This window comes from Leifsonia sp. fls2-241-R2A-40a (assembly GCF_030209575.1).
GTDB lineage: Bacteria > Actinomycetota > Actinomycetes > Actinomycetales > Microbacteriaceae > Leifsonia.
Genome location: NZ_JARVRS010000001.1, coordinates 2884395 through 2905102, shown reverse-complemented (window position 1 = coordinate 2905102; position 20708 = coordinate 2884395). Strand labels below are relative to the sequence as shown.

19 protein-coding genes and 1 other RNA gene are annotated in these 20708 nt (G+C 70.0%); 10 read left to right on the top strand and 10 right to left on the bottom strand.

Annotation, left to right across the window (positions count from 1 at the left end):
- The first annotated feature begins 13 nt into the window (after positions 1-13).
- On the top strand, positions 14-2563 hold the full coding sequence (locus tag QRN40_RS14365) for a DUF4118 domain-containing protein (protein ID WP_285116396.1): 2550 nt from the start codon (positions 14-16) through the stop codon (positions 2561-2563).
- Positions 2560-3252, top strand: coding sequence for a response regulator (locus QRN40_RS14360; protein ID WP_285116394.1), 693 nt, complete (start codon positions 2560-2562; stop codon positions 3250-3252). Before QRN40_RS14365 ends, QRN40_RS14360 begins: the two co-directional genes overlap by 4 nt.
- 66 nt (positions 3253-3318) lie before the next feature.
- Here the strand turns inward: QRN40_RS14360 and QRN40_RS14355 are convergent, their stop codons facing one another.
- The 5 genes from QRN40_RS14355 to QRN40_RS14335 form a co-directional block, all read right to left on the bottom strand.
- The gene (locus QRN40_RS14355; RefSeq protein ID WP_285116392.1) at positions 3319-4494 is read right to left on the bottom strand and encodes an MFS transporter; all 1176 of its coding nucleotides are present in this window, start codon (positions 4492-4494) and stop codon (positions 3319-3321) included.
- Positions 4495-4739: 245 nt separating this feature from the next.
- An RNA gene (gene rnpB / locus QRN40_RS14350) (RNase P RNA component class A) lies at positions 4740-5107 on the bottom strand.
- Between the two features lie 48 nt (positions 5108-5155).
- Complete coding sequence (locus tag QRN40_RS14345) at positions 5156-5890, bottom strand: zinc ribbon domain-containing protein (protein WP_285116391.1); 735 nt, start codon at positions 5888-5890, stop codon at positions 5156-5158.
- 49 nt (positions 5891-5939) lie between these two features.
- The gene (locus QRN40_RS14340; RefSeq protein ID WP_285116389.1) at positions 5940-6758 is read right to left on the bottom strand and encodes a Nif3-like dinuclear metal center hexameric protein; all 819 of its coding nucleotides are present in this window, start codon (positions 6756-6758) and stop codon (positions 5940-5942) included.
- A gap of 39 nt (positions 6759-6797) precedes the next feature.
- The gene (locus tag QRN40_RS14335; protein ID WP_285116388.1) at positions 6798-8861 is read right to left on the bottom strand and encodes a cytosine permease; all 2064 of its coding nucleotides are present in this window, start codon (positions 8859-8861) and stop codon (positions 6798-6800) included.
- Between the two features lie 80 nt (positions 8862-8941).
- Here QRN40_RS14335 and QRN40_RS14330 point away from each other — a divergent pair, with 80 nt between their 5' ends.
- Complete coding sequence (locus tag QRN40_RS14330) at positions 8942-9748, top strand: thymidylate synthase (RefSeq protein WP_285116387.1); 807 nt, start codon at positions 8942-8944, stop codon at positions 9746-9748.
- On the top strand, positions 9745-10227 hold the full coding sequence (locus QRN40_RS14325) for a dihydrofolate reductase (protein WP_285116386.1): 483 nt from the start codon (positions 9745-9747) through the stop codon (positions 10225-10227). The genes QRN40_RS14330 and QRN40_RS14325 overlap by 4 nt, the downstream gene beginning before the upstream one ends.
- A 10-nt stretch (positions 10228-10237) precedes the next feature.
- Here the strand turns inward: QRN40_RS14325 and QRN40_RS14320 are convergent, their stop codons facing one another.
- Positions 10238-10882: a DUF1345 domain-containing protein gene (locus QRN40_RS14320; RefSeq protein ID WP_285116385.1), complete on the bottom strand. Its 645-nt coding sequence runs from the start codon at positions 10880-10882 to the stop codon at positions 10238-10240.
- Positions 10883-10945: 63 nt separating this feature from the next.
- On the opposite strand from QRN40_RS14320, the gene QRN40_RS14315 reads away from it, so the two are divergent.
- Positions 10946-12244 (top strand): aspartate aminotransferase type Ic, encoded by a 1299-nt coding sequence (locus QRN40_RS14315; protein WP_285116383.1) that lies wholly within the window; start codon positions 10946-10948, stop codon positions 12242-12244.
- A gap of 4 nt (positions 12245-12248) precedes the next feature.
- Positions 12249-12767, top strand: coding sequence for a GNAT family N-acetyltransferase (locus tag QRN40_RS14310; protein WP_285116382.1), 519 nt, complete (start codon positions 12249-12251; stop codon positions 12765-12767).
- A 67-nt stretch (positions 12768-12834) separates the two neighbouring features.
- Here the strand turns inward: QRN40_RS14310 and dhaM are convergent, their stop codons facing one another.
- Genes dhaM through trpD form a run of 4 tightly spaced genes read right to left on the bottom strand, consistent with a single transcriptional unit; the run spans position 12835 to position 16268 of the window.
- Positions 12835-13536 carry a dihydroxyacetone kinase phosphoryl donor subunit DhaM gene (dhaM, locus tag QRN40_RS14305; protein ID WP_285116380.1) on the bottom strand — a complete coding sequence of 234 codons (702 nt, stop codon included), beginning with the start codon at positions 13534-13536 and terminating at the stop codon, positions 12835-12837.
- Positions 13533-14165, bottom strand: a complete 633-nt coding sequence (gene dhaL, locus QRN40_RS14300) for a dihydroxyacetone kinase subunit DhaL (RefSeq protein WP_285116379.1) — start codon at positions 14163-14165, stop codon at positions 13533-13535. The genes dhaM and dhaL overlap by 4 nt, the downstream gene beginning before the upstream one ends.
- 31 nt (positions 14166-14196) lie before the next feature.
- A complete protein-coding gene (gene dhaK / locus QRN40_RS14295; protein WP_285116378.1) occupies positions 14197-15195 on the bottom strand; it encodes a dihydroxyacetone kinase subunit DhaK in 999 nt (332 codons plus the stop codon).
- A gap of 23 nt (positions 15196-15218) precedes the next feature.
- The gene (trpD, locus tag QRN40_RS14290) at positions 15219-16268 is read right to left on the bottom strand and encodes an anthranilate phosphoribosyltransferase (RefSeq protein ID WP_285116375.1); all 1050 of its coding nucleotides are present in this window, start codon (positions 16266-16268) and stop codon (positions 15219-15221) included.
- 132 nt (positions 16269-16400) lie between these two features.
- On the opposite strand from trpD, the gene ctaE reads away from it, so the two are divergent.
- The 4 genes from ctaE to qcrB are packed head-to-tail and all read left to right on the top strand — an operon-like array spanning position 16401 to position 20625.
- Positions 16401-17039 carry an aa3-type cytochrome oxidase subunit III gene (gene ctaE / locus QRN40_RS14285; protein WP_285116373.1) on the top strand — a complete coding sequence of 213 codons (639 nt, stop codon included), beginning with the start codon at positions 16401-16403 and terminating at the stop codon, positions 17037-17039.
- 23 nt (positions 17040-17062) lie between these two features.
- Positions 17063-17899, top strand: a complete 837-nt coding sequence (qcrC, locus tag QRN40_RS14280) for a cytochrome bc1 complex diheme cytochrome c subunit (protein WP_285116371.1) — start codon at positions 17063-17065, stop codon at positions 17897-17899.
- A gap of 42 nt (positions 17900-17941) precedes the next feature.
- Positions 17942-19009 (top strand): cytochrome bc1 complex Rieske iron-sulfur subunit, encoded by a 1068-nt coding sequence (gene qcrA / locus QRN40_RS14275; RefSeq protein WP_285116370.1) that lies wholly within the window; start codon positions 17942-17944, stop codon positions 19007-19009.
- Complete coding sequence (qcrB, locus tag QRN40_RS14270) at positions 19006-20625, top strand: cytochrome bc1 complex cytochrome b subunit (RefSeq protein ID WP_285116369.1); 1620 nt, start codon at positions 19006-19008, stop codon at positions 20623-20625. The genes qcrA and qcrB overlap by 4 nt, the downstream gene beginning before the upstream one ends.
- The last annotated feature ends 83 nt before the right edge of the window (positions 20626-20708 follow it).

Below are 20708 nucleotides of genomic sequence, written 5' to 3'. Positions count from 1 at the left end.
GAGGGGCCGATAGATGCCTCGTGGTCACCTGCGGGTGATGCTCGGCGCCGCCCCGGGCGTCGGGAAGACCTACGCGATGCTCGAGGAGGGCAAGCGCCTCCGGTCCCTCGGCAAGGACGTCGTGGTCGCTGTGGCCGAGACGCACGGCCGTGCCGCCACCGCCGCGATGCTCGAGGGACTCGAGGTCGTCCCCCGCCGCGAGGTCGAGCACCGTGGAGTGACCCTGACCGAGCTCGACCTGGATGCGGTTCTGCGGCGCGCGCCGCAGGTCGCGCTGGTCGACGAGCTCGCTCACACGAACGCTCCCGGCACGGAGCACGCCAAGCGGTGGGAGGACGTCGAGTCGATGCTCGACGCGGGCATCGACGTGATGTCGACCGTCAACATCCAGCACATCGAGTCGCTCAACGACGTCGTGCAGCAGATCACCGGCGTGCACCAGCGGGAGACCATCCCGGATGCGGTGCTGCGGCGGGCGGACCAGATCGAGGTCGTCGACCTGGCACCGCAGGCGCTGCGCGACCGGCTCGCGGAGGGCGTGGTCTACCCGGAGGCGCGCATCGATGCGGCGCTCTCCAACTACTTCCGGCTCGGCAACCTGACCGCGCTGCGCGAGCTCGCGCTTCTCTGGCTTGCGGACGAGGTGGACAGCGCCCTGCAGCGGTACCGGGCGGAGCACGGGATCGCCGGAGCCTGGGAGGCGCGCGAGCGCGTCGTCGTCGCGCTCACCGGCGGTCCGGAAGGCGAGACGCTGCTGCGCCGTGGCGCGCGGATCGCGGCCCGCAGCTCTGGCGGAGAACTGCTCGCGGTCCACGTCACCAGCGAGGACGGCCTGCGCGAGACCGCGCCCGGTGCGCTGGCGGCGCAGCGCGCGCTGGTGGAGCAGCTGGGCGGCAGCTACCACCAGGTCGTCGGCAGCGACATCCCGAAGGCCCTCGTCGAGTTCGCCCGTGGCACGAATGCGACGCAGCTGGTGATCGGCGTCTCCCGGCGCAGCCGGCTCGCCGCACTGCTGACCGGTCCCGGGATCGGCGCGACCGTGATCCGCGAATCCGGTCCCATCGACGTGCACATCGTGTCGCACGACCGGGCCGGAGGACGGTTCTCGCTGCCGCGGCCGAGGGGCGGACTCACCGTGCGACGGCGCGTGTACGGTTTCGTGCTCGCGCTGCTCGGCGGTCCGCTGCTCACGCTGCTGCTCACTCGTTTCCGCTCACCGGAGTCGATGACGGCGGACGTGCTGTTCTACCAGCTGCTCGTCGTGGTCGTCGCGCTCGTCGGCGGCATCTGGCCTGCACTGTTCGCGGCCCTGCTCTCCGGGCTGACCCTCGACTACTTCTTCGTCGAGCCCCTCTACACGATCACGGTCGGCGAGCCGCTGCACCTGATCGCGCTCGTCCTCTACGTCGTCATCGCCGTGCTGGTGAGCCTCGTCGTCGACCAGGCCGCGCGCCGCAGCCGGGCGGCCCAGCGAGCGGGAGCCGAGGCGGAACTGCTCGCGACCGTGGCCGGCGGGGTGATCCGCGGTGAGGATGCGCTGCAGGCGCTGGTCACGCGCACGCGGGAGGCGTTCGGGTTGAGCGGGGTCCGGCTGCTGGTGGCGCGAGGGGGCGCGGGCGGCGGCGACGCGGGCAGTGGCGCGGGCGGCGGCGACAGCGCCGACAGCGCCGAAGTGGTCGCCGAGTCGGGCGAACCGGCGGTGCCGCCGCGCATCCAGAACCTCCCCGTGGGCGCGCGCGGCACCCTCGAGCTGTCCGGCCGGGATCTCGAGGCGAGCGACCGGCGCCTGCTCGCCGCCATCGTCGCCCAGCTGGATGCGGCGCTCGAGCACCGCGACCTCGCCGCCACCGCGTCCGAGCTCGGCCCGCTGGCCGAGGCCGACCGCGTCCGGAGCGCCCTGCTGGCCGCCGTCGGACACGACCTCCGCCGTCCGCTCGCCGCTGCGACGGCCGCGGTCACCACCCTCCGCCAGGCCGACCTGCGCCTCAGCGAGGACGACCGCGAGGCGTTGCTGGAGACGGCGGAGGACAGCCTCGGCAACCTCGCGACCCTCGTCACGAACCTGCTCGACGTGAGCCGTGTGGAGGCCGGAGTGCTCGGCGTCTCGCTGGCCCCGACCGAGGTGGACGACGTCGTGCTCCCCGCACTGGACGAGCTGGCCGTCGGACCGTCCGACGTGGAGCTGGACCTGCCGCCGGATGTGCCTCCGCTGCTCGCCGACGGGGTGCTGCTCCAACGGGTGCTCGTGAACCTGCTCGGCAACGCCCTCCGTTTCAGCCCGCACGGCAGGCCGCCCGTCGTCGCGGCCAGCGAGTTCGCCGGTACGGTGCAGCTGCGCGTGATCGATCACGGCCCGGGCATCCCCACCGAACGGCGTGGGGCCGTGTTCGTCCCGTTCCAGCGGCTCGGGGACACGGACAACGACACCGGCATCGGTCTCGGACTCGCCCTGTCGAAGGGCTTCGTCGAGGGGATGGGCGGGACGCTCGACGCCGAGGACACCCCCGGCGGCGGATTGACGATGGTGGTCTCGCTTCCGGCCGCCGGTGAGGAGACGGCGTGAGGGTGCTCATCGCGGACGACGACCAGCAGATCCTGCGCGCACTGCGCATCCTGCTGACCGCCCGCGGCTACGAGGTGCTGACGGCGCGCACCGGCGCAGAGGCGCTGTCCCAGGCGGTGGAGCACCATCCCGACCTGGTCATGCTCGACCTGGGGATGCCCGAACTGAACGGCATCGAGGTGATCGAGGGCCTCCGCGGCTGGTCGAGCGTGCCCATCCTGGTCGTGTCCGGTCGCACGGGATCCGCCGACAAGGTGGATGCGCTCGACGCGGGAGCCGACGACTACGTCACCAAGCCGTTCGCCGCGGACGAGCTGCTGGCCCGCATCCGCGCGCTGACCCGCCGTCAGGCGCCCACCACGGACGAGCCGGTCGTGACCTTCGGCGACGTCTCCGTTGACCTCGCCGCCCGCCAGGTGACGCGCCGGACCGGCGATACGACCGAGACCGTGCGGCTGACCCCCACTGAGTGGGCGATCCTCGAAGTGCTGCTCCGCAATCCGCGGCGGCTGGTCACCCGCCAGGCGCTGCTCACGCAGGTGTGGGGTCCGCAGTACACCAGCGACACCGGCTACCTGCGCCTGTACCTGGCGCAGCTGCGCAAGAAGCTGGAGCCGGTCCCGTCTCACCCGCGGTTCCTGCTGACCGAACCCGGGATGGGCTACCGCTTCGTGCCGGATCCGGACTGATCGGGCTGCGAACCCGCCGAGTCTCGTCGTCCTCTTGAGTGCGCGGACCACCTCGTCAGGCTAATGTCATGCACCAGCTAGCTCGGTTCGCGGAGCGGAGCGTGGGGTCCGAAACAAGGCGGGTAATGCGACGGCGTTGATCAACGTGGCGGCGCCTGCGATGACGGCCAGAGGCACGGGTCCGAGCGAGTTCCAAAGCGGCCCGCCGAGCGCCCCGCCCAGGGCGTCACCGACGAGGAACGCTGTCTGGGAGATGCCGAACACGAATCCAGCAGCATTTCCGGGGATGACGGCGTACTGGATCGTCTCCTCCGACATCGCGGCGACCGCCACCAAAGCCGCCCGCGCCATAAAGAAGACGATGGTGAGTATCGGTGGGAGCGCCAAAACGACAGCGATCCCGAAGGTCGCGACAGCAGCCGCAGCCTCCGCGAAGAAGAACAGTTTGATCGGCCGGGTGCCTGTGCCGCGGCGAGCAAGAATGCCGGTCACACAAATTTGTATGAAGCTCATGCCTGCGACGACAAGAGCGGCACCGGCGTCTGTGAGCCCCGTCCGCGTCAGGTAGAGCGGGAGATAGGGGGTGATGAGGCTGACATAGAACCCCGACAGCAGACCGACTGCAGCCAGCTTCACGGCGATAGAACGCATCCCGGCGCCGGCGTCGTACTCGGACATGCCCGGTCGGACGGCAAGCGGCTTCCTGCCACCCCGAATGCCGCACACCCAGAGGAAGCCACCGAGCGCCACCAGAGCGGCAATGCCGAGAGCCAGAGTCGTCCCCGATCCCCTATCGCCGGCGGCCAGGAAGAGGCCCGCAGCACCGAACGTGCCGACGAGCACGCCGATCTGGCTGCCGACACCTCGCGCGGCCACCATACGCGGGATCTCTTCATCGGAAACAGAGGACTTTATCCACGGCCGCAGGCCGACGAGCGCCAAGGAGGCTCCCGCCCCTGCGACCGCCGAAGAAGCGATCGCCGGCGCGAGATCGGTGAAGACACGGCCGCCGATCCCCAGAGCGTAGAGCAGCACTCCGAGTCTGACGGCGTTCAACCCGCCTATGCGGTCGGCCACCGCACCCCAGGCAAAGGAGAGGCCGCCCACGCAGGCCATCACCGCATAGCCGACACCGAATGCGGTCAAAGCACCGGCGTTCTCGAAGTGGAGAGGCTGGGCCACCTTCGACATCCACATCGCCGTGCTGAAGAGCACAGAGAAGACCACGAGCTGCGTGCGCATCGTTAGTGGCCGCATGAGAAATGCCGGTCCGTCTCAGCAGCGGGGAATGCGTCGACGCCGACGGCTCGCAAGAGTGCTCAGCTCGTCCACCAGTCTCTTCCCTTCGCGCCGACTATCCGAGACGAAGGTATCCGCTGAAATGCTGGAATGCAACACTTTAACGTCTGTATTGGATTCACCGAGCCGAGAAGCCCGCACAGTAAGCGCGTGATCGCAGCATCCGCGACGCCGAAGGAAGAAGGGAGGGAATGGGCCGGCTGATACGCCGGGTTCTGTCACGGTGCGAGCACCGCGGACGGCCATCTATCTCGGGACGACGTTACCGCCGCCCTCCAGCGGTCTACCCGGGGACGAGACGAGCAGCCTCATGGTCCCCTGTCCGACCTTGCTCCGGGCGAGGTTTACCCAGCCGGCCGGGTCACCCCGGCCGCTGGTGGTCTCTTACACCACCGTTTCACCCTTACCGAGGGCGTGAGCCCCCGGCGGTCTACTTTCTGTTGCACTTTCTCGCGGGTTGCCCCGGGTGGGTGTTACCCACCGCCCTGCTCTGCGGAGCCCGGACGTTCCTCGGCGGCCCGCTGACGCGGACCGACGCGACCGTCTTGCCGACCCATTCCGCGATCCACGATAGCGCAGCGCGCTGTGACGGCAGCCGCCGGTGTCAGAGCCCCGAGTCTTCGCCGCGGACGAGGATGGCCCCGCTGTCCGGGCACATCACCACGTCGTCCGGAGCCGCACGGCGGATGTCGGAGAGGTCCGACTCGGTCAGCTTCACGTTCGACCCCATCGACACCCCGCGGATCAGCGCGGCGGCGCCGATGCCGTAGCGCGCCCGCTGGCGCTCGTACAGCTCGATCAGGTCGGCCGGGAGAGCCTCGGCGATCGTGGCCCGGTCGGCGGCGAGCGCCGAGCGCTGCACCTCCAGCTTTCCGGCCTCCTCGCCGCGCTGCGCCTCGAGCGTCTGCACGCGGCCGTCCAGCTCGGCGCGCTCGGCCTCGACACGCGCGAGCGCCTGCTCGAGACCCTCCACGCGCTCCATCACGGTCAGTTCGATCTCTTCGAGGTCGTCCTTGCGCTTAGCGAGCGAGGCGAGCTCGGCCTCCAGCGCCTGGACGTCCTTGACGGACGAGGTGTGCTGCACCCGCTCGGTGTCGCGCTTGGCGCGGGCGTCGACGATCTGGACGTCCGACTCGATGCGCTTCAGCTCGGTGCGGGCATCCTCGAGTTCGCCGGTGGCGGCGATCCAGCGGGCGCGCAGCGCCTCGATCTCCGGCTGCAGCTTCGCCAGCTCGGCGGCCTGCGGAAGGTTCTTGGTGGCGTGACCGAGCTGCGCCAGGCGGGTGTCGGCGGCCTGGAGGCGGAGCAGCTCGTTCTGGTCGGCGGGGCTGGCTTTCACGGTGCGGTGCTTCCTTACGTTGCGGGTCGGGTGGTGCCGGTGTCGCCGGTCACTGCAGGATGGCGAAGTCCCACGGGTCGGTACGCAGTTCGCTGACCACGACCTCGACTCCGGGAAGGGCGGCGCGCAGCTGGTCGGCGGCGGTGTCGAGCCAGAGCCATTCGCTCGCCCAGTGGGAGACGTCGAGCAGGGCGGGTCCTCCGCCGAGCGCCGCCTGCTCCCGCGCCTCGGAGGCGGGGTGGTGACGGAGGTCGGCGGTGATGTACACGTCGGCGCCGCGGACGGCGTCGGTGCTGAGCAGGGAGTCGCCCGCGCCGCCGCACAGCGCAACGCGGGTGACCGGCTGGTGGTAGTCGCCCGCGGCGCGCACGCCGCCCGCGGTCGGCGGGAGCAGGTCGGCGAGCGCGCGGGCGAGCTGCCCGAGGGTCGTCGCCTGCGGGAGGTCGCCGACCCGGCCGATGCCGGTCGTGCCGTCGGAGGCGGGCGAGATCGGGGAGGTGTCGCGCAGCCCGAGCCGGCCGGCGAGCACGTCGCTGGTGCCGTCGGCGACGACGTCCGCCGTGGTGTGGGCGGCGTACAGCGCGACGCCGCCGCGGATCAGCCGCGCCAGCAGGGCGCCCTTGTAGCGGTCCTCGGCGACGCTGGTCACTCCGCGCAGCAGCAGCGGGTGGTGGGCGATGAGCAGGTCGGCGTCGAGCGCGACCGCCTCGTCGACGGTCGCCGCGACGGCATCCACGGCGAGCAGGATGCGATCGACGGTCGCCTCCGGATCCCCCGACACCAGACCCGGCGCATCCCAGCTCTCGGCACCCGCGAGCGGCCAGAGCTGCTCGATGGTGTCACGGACGGAGGCGAGGGTGTGCGGCACGTCGTTCAGCCTACGGGATGGGGTCCCGGCGGTACCCGTTCATCCGGCCGCCAACTCCTGCCGGCGCACCGCCGGAGCCCCGCTGACGAGAGCCCCGATCAGCCCGACACCCAGGGCGACGAGCACACCGATGTTGCTCGCCCCGATCCCCGCATGCGGGTCGATCCCGACCAGCCGGAACAGGTACCCCTCCCAGGCGAGCCACGGCAGCGGCGAGCTGATCAGGCCGAGCCCGACAACGGTGCCTCCGATCAGCAGACCGAGATTGGTCCACCGCCAGTCGGGGTACTCCCCGCCGCGCGCGAGCAGGGACGCCTGGTGGAATCGCCGGGTGCGCAGCATCATCTCGCCCGAGAAGACGCCCACCCAGGCGGCGACCGGCACCGACAGTGCGGTCGGGACGCCCCGGATCACCGCCGAGAGGTCGGTCACGGTCGCCGCGAGCAGCACCCCGACGACGGTGATCCCCACGCCGGCCGCCAGAGTGCTCCACCGACGTCCGAGGCGCACGCCCAGCGCATCCAGCGTGAAGCCGGCCGAGTAGACGGTGAGGACGAGCGCCGAGATGAGGGAGAGTCCCACAGCGAGCAGCAGCGGCACCGGATACCAGCCGGGCAGCCCGAGCCGCACGAGCCCGGCGACCGGGTCGCGGGCCAGCTCCGCAGCGGCAGTCGGGTCGGACGCCGCCAGCAGACCGCCGTAGGACACCAGCACGAACGGAGGCACGCCCGCGCCGAAGGTCGCCCACAGCATCGCCGCTCCCCCGGACGACAGCGGCCGCTGGTAGCGCGCGACCTCCGCGCTGCTCATCGCCCACGCCAGGCCGACATAGCTGAACACGATCACCGCGCCGGTCAGCACGTGGGTCCACAGGGCGTCCGGGACGGCGAGTGCCCGTGTGACGTCGACGTGATTCCACGTCGCCGCCACCATGAGCGCGATCAGCGCGGCCGAGGCGATGGTCAGCACCAGCTGGATGCGCGCCACCAGGGCGTATCCGAAATACGCCACCGCCACGGCCACGAAGGCCGTCACGGCGAGCGCCACCGCCGTCGCGGCGAGCGCGCTGCCCGGCCAGTGCTCCGCCGTCGTCAGCGATCCGGCAGCCGAGCCGGCCAGCCACAGCAGCACAGCGCCCCAGAACAGCTTGACCATCAGCGCGAGGACGGTCGGCACGAGGTTGCCCCGCAGGCCGAAGGACGCGCGCGAGACCACCAGGGTCGGCTGCCCGCTCCACTTGCCCGCGAGCGTGCCGAGGCCGAGCGGGAGGAACGACAGCGCTACCCCGACCAGCGTCGCGACCAGCAGCTGACGCAGGCTCAGCCCGAGCACGAACAGGGTGGCGCCGACGCCGACGCTGATCAGCGACGACGTCCCCGCGAACCAGAGCCAGAACATCCGGGATGCGTGCCCCAGCCGCTGCTCGACCGGCGTGGGCTCGAGGTCTGTGGTCTCGGGCACGAAGAGCGCCGCGCGGCCGGCCTTCTTGTCCCGCGGGCGGAACTCCCCGGTGGTCTCAGCGCTCGCCTGCGGCTCGGCTGCGACGTCCGCCTCGGCGTCGTCCAGCACGTCGTTGTCGCTGTCTGCGGGTACCGGAACTTCGCCAGTCTCGGGACCGGCAACGACCGCGCCCGCCACGATCGCGTCCGACAGGACGGGGACGGGCTCGGAGTCGCGCGGCGCCAGCTCCGGCGGGACGAGTCCCAGCGGTTCCGCGCGGGCGACCGGCAGGAACGTGGGCGGGCTCAGCGGCGGTTCCTCCGCCCGCTCCGATGCATCGGACCGTCCGGTCCCGTCGGCACGGGGTTCCGGTTCGCTGGCAGGTCGGGCCCGCTGGATGGGGACGGCCGCCGTGGCCACCCACGGGCTGAAGGTCGGCTCCGGTCCGGTCGGTTCGCGTCTCTCGGGCAGGTCGTCGAAGCTGATGAGCTCCGTCGGCGGACCCACCTCGTCGTCACCCCCGCCGTCGTCGTCTTGCGAGGGCTCGGGCGACGCCCGCGGAACGATGATCGGGATGGCCGACGTGATCCGCGCGACCTCCTCCTCCAGGGCGCTGGCGAGCTCGTCGTCGCTGTGACGGTCTCCGCTCGCTCGCCGTTCCATGACGTCAGACTACGACGCGCCGGTCACCCGGTAGGAGAGGCATCCGGACACTTGTGGGCTGCGCGAAGTAGCATCGGGGTGTGAGCGAGATTGCGACCCCGTACGAGGACCTGCTGCGCGACGTCTTGGCTGACGGCACCCACAAATCGGACCGGACGGGGACCGGAACACGCAGCGTCTTCGGGCGCCAGCTCCGGTTCGATCTGGCCGACGGCTTCCCGCTCATCACGACCAAGCGCGTCCACTTCAAGTCCATCGCCTACGAGCTGCTGTGGTTCCTCCGCGGCGAGAGCAACGTCGGCTGGCTGCGCGAGAACGGCGTCACCATCTGGGACGAGTGGGCGGATGAGGACGGCGAGCTCGGCCCGGTCTACGGCGTGCAGTGGCGGTCGTGGCCGACCCCCGACGGGCAGCACATCGACCAGATCCAGCAGGTGATCGACACCCTCCGCAGTGACCCGGATTCGCGCCGCATCATCATCTCGGCGTGGAACGTCGCCGACATCCCGAACATGGCGCTCGCCCCCTGTCACGCCTTCTTCCAGTTCTACGTCGCCGACGGCAAGCTGTCCTGCCAGCTGTACCAGCGCAGCGCGGACATGTTCCTCGGCGTTCCGTTCAACATCGCCAGCTACGCCCTCCTCACCCTGATGGTCGCTCAGCAGGTCGGCCTCGAGCCGGGAGAGTTCGTGTGGACCGGCGGTGACGTCCATATCTACGACAACCACGTGGAGCAGGTCACCGAGCAGCTGACGCGCGACCCGTATCCGGCCCCGCGCCTGCGCTTCGCCCGGAAGCCCGACAGCATCTTCGACTACCGCTTCGAGGACTTCGTCGTGGAGGACTACCAGCACCATCCGGCCATCCGCGCGGCCGTCGCGGTATGACGCTCGCGCTGATCTGGGCGCAGGCCCACGACCGCGTGATCGGCGCCGGCGGTGTCATGCCCTGGCACCTGACCGAAGACCTGAAGCACTTCCGCACGCTGACCGGCTCCGATCCGGTGATCATGGGCCGCCGCACCTGGGAGTCGCTGCCCGAGCGGTACCGCCCGCTCCCCGGTCGCACTAACATCGTCGTCACCCGGCAGCCCGCCTGGGATGCGCCCGGCGCGACGGTGGCGCACACGCTCGACGACGCGCTGGCGGCAGCGGACGGCGCGGCCACGGTCTGGGTGATCGGCGGCGCAGAGCTGTACCGCCAGACCCTCCCGATCGCCGACCGGCTGGAGATCACCGAGATTGACCTCGAGGTCACCGGCGACACGCAAGCGCCCGACCCGGGTGCGGGATGGACGACGGACGCGGGCGACTGGCAGACCGCGGGCAACGGGATGCGCTACCGCTTCGTCACCTGCACCCGCTGACGCCGCCGCCTCAGCCCAGCCCCGCCACCAGGTTGACGGTCGCCGCGACGATGACGGTCCCGAACAGGTACGACAGCAGCACGTGGTGCAGGATCGACCGGCGGATGTACGTACTCGAGATATCCGTGTCCGACACCTGGAAGGTCATCCCGAGGGTGAAGGACAGATAGGCGAAGTCGCTGTACTGCGGGTCCTCCTTCTGGTTGAAGTCGATCCCGCCGCCCGAGCGGTAGTACATCCGGGCGTAGCGCAGCGCGTAGAGGGTATGGACGAGCGTCCACGACAGAGCCACCGAGACGATCGCGAGCAGGGCGACGCCGAGCTGTGCACCGCCCTTGAGAGCTTTCGCATCGACGAGGATGTAGACCACCGCGACCACGCTCGCCGCCGCCGCGAGGATCAGCACCAGGTCGGCGGTACGGCGCCCCGGGTCCTCGAGGGTCGCGTGGTCCTTCGTGGCCGCGCCGTCCAGCCGCCACACGCTCACCCACACCCAGGTCACGTACACCAGGCAGGCCGCAGCCCAGCCGGCGATGATGGCGTAGTGCCAGGCACCGACCAGGCCGACGACCACACCGACGACCACGCCGGCTCCGATGGCGACCGTCATCTTGAGACGGGTGAGTCCACGGTGATGCTTCAGTTCGTCGGTCACACTCCGGATGTTGGCACACGTCGGCCGAGCGGCCCCTGAGGCTCGGCCGCTACGATCGATCACGTGACCTCCGCACCGATCTCGCCCTCCGCCCTGGCCGACCTCGACACCGCGTCGCTGCGCGATGCACACGCCGCCTTCGCGCGGGACTACGACGAGCTGAAGGCCGCAGGCCTGAAACTCGACCTGACGCGTGGCAAGCCGTCCGCCGAGCAGCTCGACCTCTCCGACGACCTCCTCCACCTGCCCGACGGCCGGTACCGCGACGCGGCGGGCACCGACCTGCGGAACTACGGCGGACCGACCGGCCTGCCCGAGCTGCGCGCGATCTTCTCCGACGCACTGCGCGTCCCCGTCGAGCAGCTCCTCGCGCTCGGCAACTCGAGTCTCACGCTGATGCACGACACCATCGCCTTCGCGCTGCTGCACGGCGTGCCCGGCGGCGAACTCCCCTGGAGCGGCCGCCCGATCAGCTTCCTGGCGCCGGTGCCAGGCTACGACCGGCACTTCACCATCGCCGAGCGCTTCGGTATCCGTCTCATCCCGGTGCCCTCCGACGACAACGGGCCGGACATCGCAGCGGTCGCGTCGCTGCTCGAGACGGACGACAGCATCCGCGGGATGTTCTGCGTCCCGGTCTACTCGAACCCGACCGGCGCCGTGTACACGGAGGAGGTCGTGCGCGCCCTCGTCTCGCTGCCGGCGGCCCCCGACTTCCGGCTCATCTGGGACAACGCGTACGCGGTCCACCACCTCACCGACGCGCGCCCCGAGCCGATCGACGTGCTCGCCCTCGCTGCCGAGGCGGGCAACCCCGACCGTCCGCTCGTGTTCGCCTCCACCTCCAAGGTCACCTACCCGGGCGCGGGCGTGTCGTTCTTCGGGGCCTCCCCCGCGAACGTCGAGTGGATGCTGCACAACCTCTCCGCGCAGAGCATCGGCCCGGACAAGCTCAACCAGCTGCGCCACGCCGAACTGCTCAAGGACCAGGCGGGCCTGGCCGCGCACATGGAGAAGCACCGCGCCATCCTCGCGCCCAAGTTCGCGGCCGTCGACGCCGCCTTCCGCGACCGTCTGGCCCCCTGGGGCGGCGGCTCGTGGACCGCGCCGGCGGGCGGGTACTTCGTCAGCCTCGACGTCCTCGACGGCTCGGCGAAGCGTGCGGTGCAGCTGGCCAAGGAGGCGGGCATCGCCGTGACCCCGGCCGGCGCGACCTTCCCGTACGGCGACGACCCGCGCGACGCGAACATCCGCATCGCGCCGTCCTTCCCGCCGCTCGGCGAGCTGACCACCGCTCTCGACGGTCTCTGCACGGCGATCCTGCTCGCCGAGGCCGAGACCCTGCTGTCCGCCCGGGACTGAGCCGATGACCGGCTGGGTGGTCCGCGCCAGCACCGAGGACGACTGGCAGCAGTACCGCGCGCTCCGGTTCGAGATGCTCGAGGACACGCCGATGGCGTTCCTGGAGACGCTCGACCAGGCGCGCGCGCATCCCGACGAGCATTGGAAGCGCCGAGCGGCGAACGCCTCACCGACCAGCCGGCTGTTCGCCGCCGTCGCCGAGGACGGCCGCTGGCTGGGCAGTATGGGCGGCTACCAGCCGCAGTCCACGCACGACCCCTACCTGGTGGGCGTCTACGTGTCGCCGCGGTGGCGCGGACGCCGTCGCGGCATGACCGACGCCCTGCTGGATGCGGTGATCGAGTGGGCGCGCGGCCGCGGCCGGCGCCTCCTGCTCGATGTGCACGAGGACAACGAGGCCGCCATCCGTTCCTACCTGCGACGCGGGTTCGTCTTCACCGGGCACACGCAGCCGTACCCGCTCGACCGCACCGCCGAGGAGCGCGAGATGATGCTCCCGCTGGAGCCGCCCGTCCGCGGCTGACCGCGTCGAGTGGTGACTCGTTGCCGCAATCCGATCCGGATTGCGACAACGAGTCACCACTCGACGGTCAGATCTCGCCGAAGCCGGTGTCGACCAGGTCGGCGAGGGCGTCCACAGCGGCTCGGCCGTCGGCGTCCTCGGAGGCGATTCGGGCCGTCGAACCCGCGGTGAGGCCCAGGGACATGATCCCGAGCAGGCTCTTCGCGTCCTTGCCGTTGACGGTCACCTTCACGGGGAACGTGTTCGCGAGCTTGACGAACTCCGCCGCCGGACGCGCGTGCAGGCCCTCCGGGTTCCGGACGAGCACCTCGCGTTCGTACGGACCGGCGGACTCGGCGGGAGCCGCAGCGGGGGCCGCGTCCTCCGGGGCCTTCCCGGCCCACGCATCCACGGCGCCCTCGGCTGCAGCGACGACCTCGTCGAGTCCGCCGCCCGACTCGGCCGCGACCGCAGCAGCGACCCCGCCCTCCACGAACGGCACGTCGACCACCCGGACGCGGGAGCGCTGCTCCTCGTCCAGCATGTCCAACACGGTCTCCGCGGTCAGCAGCGCCGATCCGAGGTCGCTGATCACGACGACCCCGTCACCGGCGTCCGCCTCCGAAACGCCCGACATCACCTTGGTGAAACTGGTGCCGATCCCGTCGTCGTCCGTACCGCCCGCGGCGACGAGCCGCACGGAGCCGGCCATCTGACCGGCGAGCTGCACCATCCCCGCGGCGATCTGCGAGCTGTGGGAGACGAAGACGATGCCGACCGTCGCGGTCATCCGGCTGCTCCCGCTGCCGCACGCAGCAGCAGCGCGGTCGACTGGGCGCCCGGATCGCGGTGCCCGGCGGAGCGCTCGCCCAGGTAGCTCGCGCGCCCCTTCCGGGCGACGAGCGGCTCGGTGGCCACGGCGCCCTTCTCGGCCGCGTCCGCCGCAGCGGCCAGGATGTCCGCGGCCGAGGCCCCGGACTCCTGCGCCGCGGCGGCGGCGTCGACCGCCGGCGTCCAGGCGTCGATCATCGTCTTGTCGCCGACCTCCGCCTTTCCGCGGGACACGATCCCGTCGCGAGCGGCCGCGAGGGCCGCCACGATCGCCGCCTCGTCGATCGAGCCGCCGTCACCGACGGGGTCCGCCGCCTTCAGGAACGCCGTGCCGTAGAGGGGGCCGGAGGCGCCGCCGACCGTCGAGATCAGCGTCATGGCCACCGAGCGGAACGCCGCGTTCGGCGTCGCGTCGTCGGGGAGCTTGTCCAGCGCCTCGACGGAGGCGCGCATCCCGCGGTCCATGTTCTCGCCGTGGTCGCCGTCGCCGATCTCCCGGTCGAGCGTGTTCAGCTCCTGCTTGTGCTCGCCGATGGATGCGGCGGCCGCGGAGATCCACGACTTCACCCAGTTCGTGTCCAGCGTCATCGACGCCTCCTTCTCGTTGTCGGTCCGGTTGTCAGAGGCCCCAGCGGAGCGCGGCCGTGTGGACCGGCGCGTCCCAGAGCTCGGTGAACTCGTCGTCCAGCTTCAGCAGGGTGATGGATGCGCCCTGCATCTCCAGGGAGGTGACGTAGTTGCCCACCAGCGACCGGCTCAGCGTGATGCCGCGCTCGTCGAGGATCTCGGCCGCGCGGCGGAACAGGATGTAGAGCTCGGACAGCGGAGTGCCGCCCATCCCGTTCACGAACAGCAGCACCGGGGAGCCCTCGAACGACAGGTCGGTGAGGATCGCATCCATCATCCGGTCGACCAGGCGGTCCGCCGGCTCCAGCTTGATGCGCTCGCGACCCGGTTCGCCGTGGATGCCCACACCGAACTCGATCTCGTCCTCGGGCAGCACGAAGCCCGGCTCGCCGGCGTGCGGCACGGTGCCGTCGGTCAGCGCGAGGCCGATCGAGCGGACGTTCGCGTTCACGCGCTCCGCGACGGCGGTCACCGTGTCGAGGTCGTCGCCGCGATCGGCCGAGGCCCCCGCGATCTTCTCGACCAGCACCGTGCCCGCGACGCCACGACGCCCGGCCGTGTAGAGCGAGTCCTGCACCGCGACGTCGTCGTTGATCACGACCGAGCGGACGGTGATGCCCTCGGCGCCGACCAGGTCGGCCGCGGTCTCGAAGTTCAGCACGTCGCCCGTGTAGTTCTTGACGATGTGCAGCACGCCCGCCCCGCCGTCCGCGGCCTTGGTGGCCTCGACGATCGGCATCGGCGTCGGAGAGGTGAAGACCTCGCCCGGCACCGCGGCGTCGAGCATGCCCTTCCCGACGAAGCCGGCGTGGAGCGGCTCATGGCCGCTGCCACCGCCGCTGACCAGGCCGACCTTGCCCTGGACCGGGCCGTCGGCCCGGGAGACGAACTTCGGATCCTGCGACACCCGCACGATGTCGGCGTGAGCCCGGCCGAAACCCGCGAGGGACTCGGTCACGACGTCGGGTACGTCGTTGATCAGTTTCTTCATCGAAACCCTTCCTTCCACTGCTGTCAGTGCGTTGCAGCCACCCAGTCGTCGAGCTTCGCGGCCGCAGCCCCGGAGTCGATCGCCTGTGCTGCGACCGCCATTTGCGAACGGAACCGATCCAGGATGGACTCCTGGACCCTCGACGGGTCGGACGCGAGCTCGTACGACACGAGTCCGGCCGCCGCGTTGAGCAGGACGATGTCGCGCACGGGGCCCTCTTCGCCCGCCAGCACGGCACGCACGACAGCCGCGTTGTACGCGGCGTCCTTCCCGAGCAGGTCGTCGATCCGCGCGCGCGGGATGCCCAGATCGCGCGGATCGATGTCGTGCTCGGTGACGAGGCCTCGCGAGACCTCCCAGACGTGGCTGTGACCCGTGGTCGACAGCTCGTCGAGCCCGTCGTCGCCGCGGAAGACCAGCGCGGTCGCGCCGCGGGTCTGGAACACGCCGACGATGAGCGGGATGCGGTCGAGCGTCGCGACGCCGACCGCGGACGCCTCGGGCCGGGCCGGGTTGCACAGCGGTCCGAGGTAGTTGAAGACCGTGGGGACGCCCAGCTGCGCACGCACCGGACCGGCATGCGCGAATCCGGGGTGGAACGCGCTCGCGAAGGCGAAGGTGATGCCCACCTTTCGCAGTACTTCGGCGACGCGGTCCGCGGAGAGCGTGAGGTCGATGCCGAGTGCCGCGAGAACGTCCGACGAGCCGGAGGACGAGCTGGCCGCCCGGTTGCCGTGCTTGATGACCGGCACGCCGGCGGCGGCCGCCACGATCGACGCCGTCGTCGACACGTTCACCGTGCCGAACCGGTCGCCTCCCGTGCCGACGATGTCGAGCGCCATCGGATCCACCTCGAGGGGCACGGCGTGGTCGAGGATGGCGTCGCGGAAGCCGACGATCTCGTCCACCGTCTCGCCCTTGGCGCGCAGTGCGATGAGGAAGGCGGCCAGTTGCGCGTCGGTCGCCTCGCCCGTCATCACCTGGTCCATGGCCCACGCCGCGTCCGCCACGCTCAGGTGCTCCCCTGCCAGGAGAGACGTCAGCACGGACGACCAGGACTGCGTGTGGGTCATGTTGTGATCCTATCGGCGGGCGACACGCCACGGCGATACCGGGCCATCGGCACCGTCTGAGGCTGTCCTAACCGGAAATCGGGGCGATTCAAGCCCCACAGGTGGGAAAACCAAGGGTTCTTTTCAGCCATAATGGGTTACGTGACGAGCACCTCCATTTCTCCTGCCACGAGTGCCCCGGCGATCAACCGGCCCAACGTCGTTGCCGTCGGCACGATCGTCTGGCTCGGCTCCGAGGTGATGTTCTTCGCGGGACTCTTCGCGATCTACTTCACCCTCAAGTCGACTTCACCGGACCTGTGGGCCGCAGAGACGCAGCACCTCAACGTCCCGTACGCGCTGACGAACACGATCATCCTGGTCGCGAGCTCGTTCACGTGCCAGTTCGGCGTGTTCGCCGCGGAGCGCCTGCAGCCGCGCCGCACGGGCTGGAGCCCCGCCAAGTGGGGAATGGTGGAGTGGTTCACCCTCTCCTACCTCCTGGGCGCGATCTTCGTCTCCGGGCAGGTGCTCGAGTACGCCACGCTCGTCTCCGAAGGCATCTCGCTCAGCGCCAACGCCTACGGTTCCGCGTTCTACCTGACCACCGGCTTCCACGCCCTGCACGTGACGGGCGGCCTCATCGCCTTCCTCCTCGTCATCGGCCGCGCGTTCGCCGTCAAGACCTTCGGCCACAAGGAGGCGACCAGCGCCATCGTCGTCTCCTACTACTGGCACTTCGTCGACGTCGTGTGGATCGGGCTGTTCGCGGTCATCTACATCATCCGATAGGAAACAGGAGCGTTCTTCACCCCATGCGTCCGAAAAACCCCGGCACCGGCAAGCAGGTCTCCACGGCGAAGCCCGCCCGCAAGGCCGGCCGACGTCACCCGCTGGCCACTGTCGCGCTGCTCGCGATCGGTCTGGGACTGACCGGCGGCGCCTACGCCGCGTTCACCACCACCACGGCATCGGCCGACGAGCCGGTCGCCGCGGCGAGCCAGAGCACGGTCGACGAGGGCAAGAAGCTCTTCCAGGCGAACTGCGCCACCTGCCACGGGCTCAACGCCCAGGGCAGTTCCGTTGCCCCGAGCCTCATCGGCGTCGGCGCAGCCGCCGTCGACTTCCAGGTCGGGACCGGCCGCATGCCCATGCAGATGCAGGGTCCGCAGGCGCAGGAGAAGCCGGTGCAGTTCACCGACGACCAGGTGAAGGCGCTGGCCGACTACGTCGCCTCCCTCGCTCCCGGGCCCTCTATCCCCGAGCAGAAGTACCTCGACGGCAAGGGCGACGCCGCCCATGGCGCCGAGCTGTTCCGCATCAACTGCGCGATGTGCCACAACGTCGCCGGTGCCGGTGGTGCGCTGACGGAGGGCAAGTACGCCCCGCCGCTGACCGGTGTCAGCGCCCAGCACATCTACGAGGCCATGGTCACCGGCCCGCAGAACATGCCGGTGTTCAACGACCTGAACATCACGCCCCAGGGCAAGGCCGACATCATCACCTACCTGAAGTACATCCAGAACAACCCGTCCCCGGGCGGACTGGAGCTCGGTTCGCTGGGCCCGGTGGCCGAGGGCCTGTTCCTCTGGATCTTCGGTCTCGGCGCGATCGTCGCCCTCACCGTGTGGATCACGGCCAAGTCGAACTAGCCGGCACACAGGCACACAGAGTTAGTCGTAAGAAGGAGAGCAATGGCACAGGACGAGAACGGCGGTCGCGAGCTTACGCCCGCCAGTTCGTCTGAGGCGCACCGGACCGGCGACCCCGGAACGGCGCTGATCATCCGCGACGCCGTCGAGAACCCCGGCTTCCCGCCGCACCGTCCGCGCGTCACCGACCTCGACCCGCGCAAGGAGCGCCGGGCCGAGCGCACGGTCTACACGCTGTTCTACCTGTCGATCGCGGGCTCGGTGTGGGCGGTCGCCGCCTACCTCGCCTTCCCGATCGTCGACAGCGACCCCGGATCGGTCCGCTTGAACAACCTGTTCATCGGCATCGGCGGTGCTCTCGCCCTCCTCGCGATTGGAATCGGCGCCGTCCACTGGGGCAAGGCGCTCATGCACGAGAAGGAGGGCGTCGACCTCCGCCACCCCGTCCGGGGCAGCGAGGCGACGACCGAGCGTGCGGCTGAGATCTTCCGCCAGGCCGACGAGGAGTCCGGCTTCAGCCGCCGCATCCTGGTTCGCAACAGCCTGATCGGTGCACTGATCGCCTTCCCGCTTCCCGCCGTGATGCTGTTCCGCGGGCTCGCGCCGATGAACGAAGACCCGGTGGAGCTGCTCGCGAACACCATGTGGGCCAAGGGCGTCCGCCTCACCCGCGACCCAACCGGAACCCCGATCAAGGCGTCCGATGTGACCCTCGGCAGCGCGTTCCACGTCATCCCCGAAGGCCTCAACGAGGCCGAGAACATGCTGGAGCAGAAGGCCAAGGCCGCAGTACTGCTCATGCGTCTGAAGCCCGAGGACCTGCACGTGTCCAAGGGCCGCGAGTCCTGGAACTACGACGGCATCGTCGCCTACTCCAAGATCTGCACGCACGTCGGGTGCCCTGTGGCGCTCTACGAGCAGCAGACCCACCACCTGCTCTGCCCGTGCCACCAGTCGCAGTTCGACATCACGCACGAAGCGCAGGTCATCTTCGGACCGGCCAAGCGGCCTCTGCCGCAGCTGCCGATCACCGTTGACGCCGATGGCTACCTGGTCGCCCGGAGCGACTTCCACGAGCCCGTCGGCCCAAGCTTCTGGGAGCGCCATTGAGCACCACGACCGCCGCACGGCCTGCGGCACAGACGACGTCCTCGACGGGCGGGTTCACGGCGGCAGCCGCGAACTACCTCGAGGACCGCACCAGCATCTCGGGCGCCGTCAAGGAGTTCGGTCGCAAGATCTTCCCCGACCACTGGTCGTTCCTGCTCGGTGAGGTCGCGCTCTACAGCTTCATCGTGATCCTGCTGTCGGGCACCTTCCTGACGTTCTTCTTCCAGGCCTCCATGGCGGAAGTCGTCTACAACGGCTCGTACGTGCCCCTCAAGGGCATCTCGATGTCCTCCGCGATGCAGAGCACGCTCAACATCTCGTTCGAGGTGCGCGGCGGGCTGCTCGTCCGGCAGATCCACCACTGGGCGGCCCTGCTGTTCGTGGCCTCCATCGGTCTGCACATGCTCCGCATCTTCTTCACGGGCGCCTTCCGCAAGCCGCGTGAGCTGAACTGGGTCATCGGCTTCGTGCTGTTCATCCTCGCGATGGGTGAGGGCTTCACCGGCTACTCGCTCCCCGACGACCTGCTCTCGGGCAACGGCCTCCGCATCATCGACGGCCTCATCAAGGGCCTGCCGGTCGTCGGCACCTGGATCTCGTTCCTTCTCTTCGGCGGCGAGTTCCCGGGGACGGCGATCGTGGGGCGTCTGTACACGCTGCACATCCTGCTGCTCCCCGCGGTCGTGGTGGCGTTCATCGCACTGCACCTGATGTTCGTGGTCATCCACAAGCACACCCAGTACGCGGCGCCCGGACGAACGCAGGGCAACGTGGTCGGCTACCCGGTTCTCCCGGTGTACGCGGCCAAGGCCGGCGGCTTCTTCTTCATCGTGTTCGGTGTCGTGGTGCTGATGGCGTCGTTCTTCACGATCAACCCGATCTGGAACTACGGCCCGTACGACCCCTCCCCGGTGTCCGCGGGTACGCAGCCGGACTGGTACATCGGCTTCGCGGACGGCGCGCTGCGTCTCGTCCCGCCGGGCTGGGAGTTCGTGTGGCTCGACCGCACCTGGTCGTTCAACATCATCGTCCCGGTGGCGATCCTCGGCCTGTTCATCGTGACCGTCATGATCTACCCGTTCCTCGAGGGATGGGTCACGGGCGACAAGCGCGAGCACCACATCCTGGACCGTCCGCGCAACGCGGCCTCCCGCACCGCGATCGGTGCCGCGGGCGTCACGTTCTACGCGGTGTTCTGGGCGGCGGCGAGCTCGGACATCATCGCCACGCACTTCAAGCTGACGATGGAGGGCGTGATCCACGCGCTCCAGGCTCTGCTCTTCATCGGCCCGCTGATCGCGTACGTCGTGACCAAGCGCGTCTGCCTGGCGCTGCAGAAGAAGGACCGCTCGATCGCCCTCCACGGCTACGAGTCGGGCCGCATCGTGAAGCTCCCCGGTGGCGAGTTCATCGAGGTGCACGAGCAGTTGAGCGACTACGAGCGCTGGCGTCTCGTCTCGTTCGAGTCGTACGAGCCGCTGATGCTCCGTCCGAACCGTCGAGGCAAGATCACCGCCGCGAACCGCGTGCGCGCGGGTCTCTCCCGCTGGTTCTTCGAGGACCGCATCCTGCCGCCGTCGCGGGGTGAGCTCGAGTCGGGCCACGAACTCCACTGACGGTCCCCCGTCGACAGAAGCGCCGGTGCGTTCATTCGCGCCGGCGCTTCCGCGTTTCCGCCGTCCGTCTCCGCCGTCCGTTC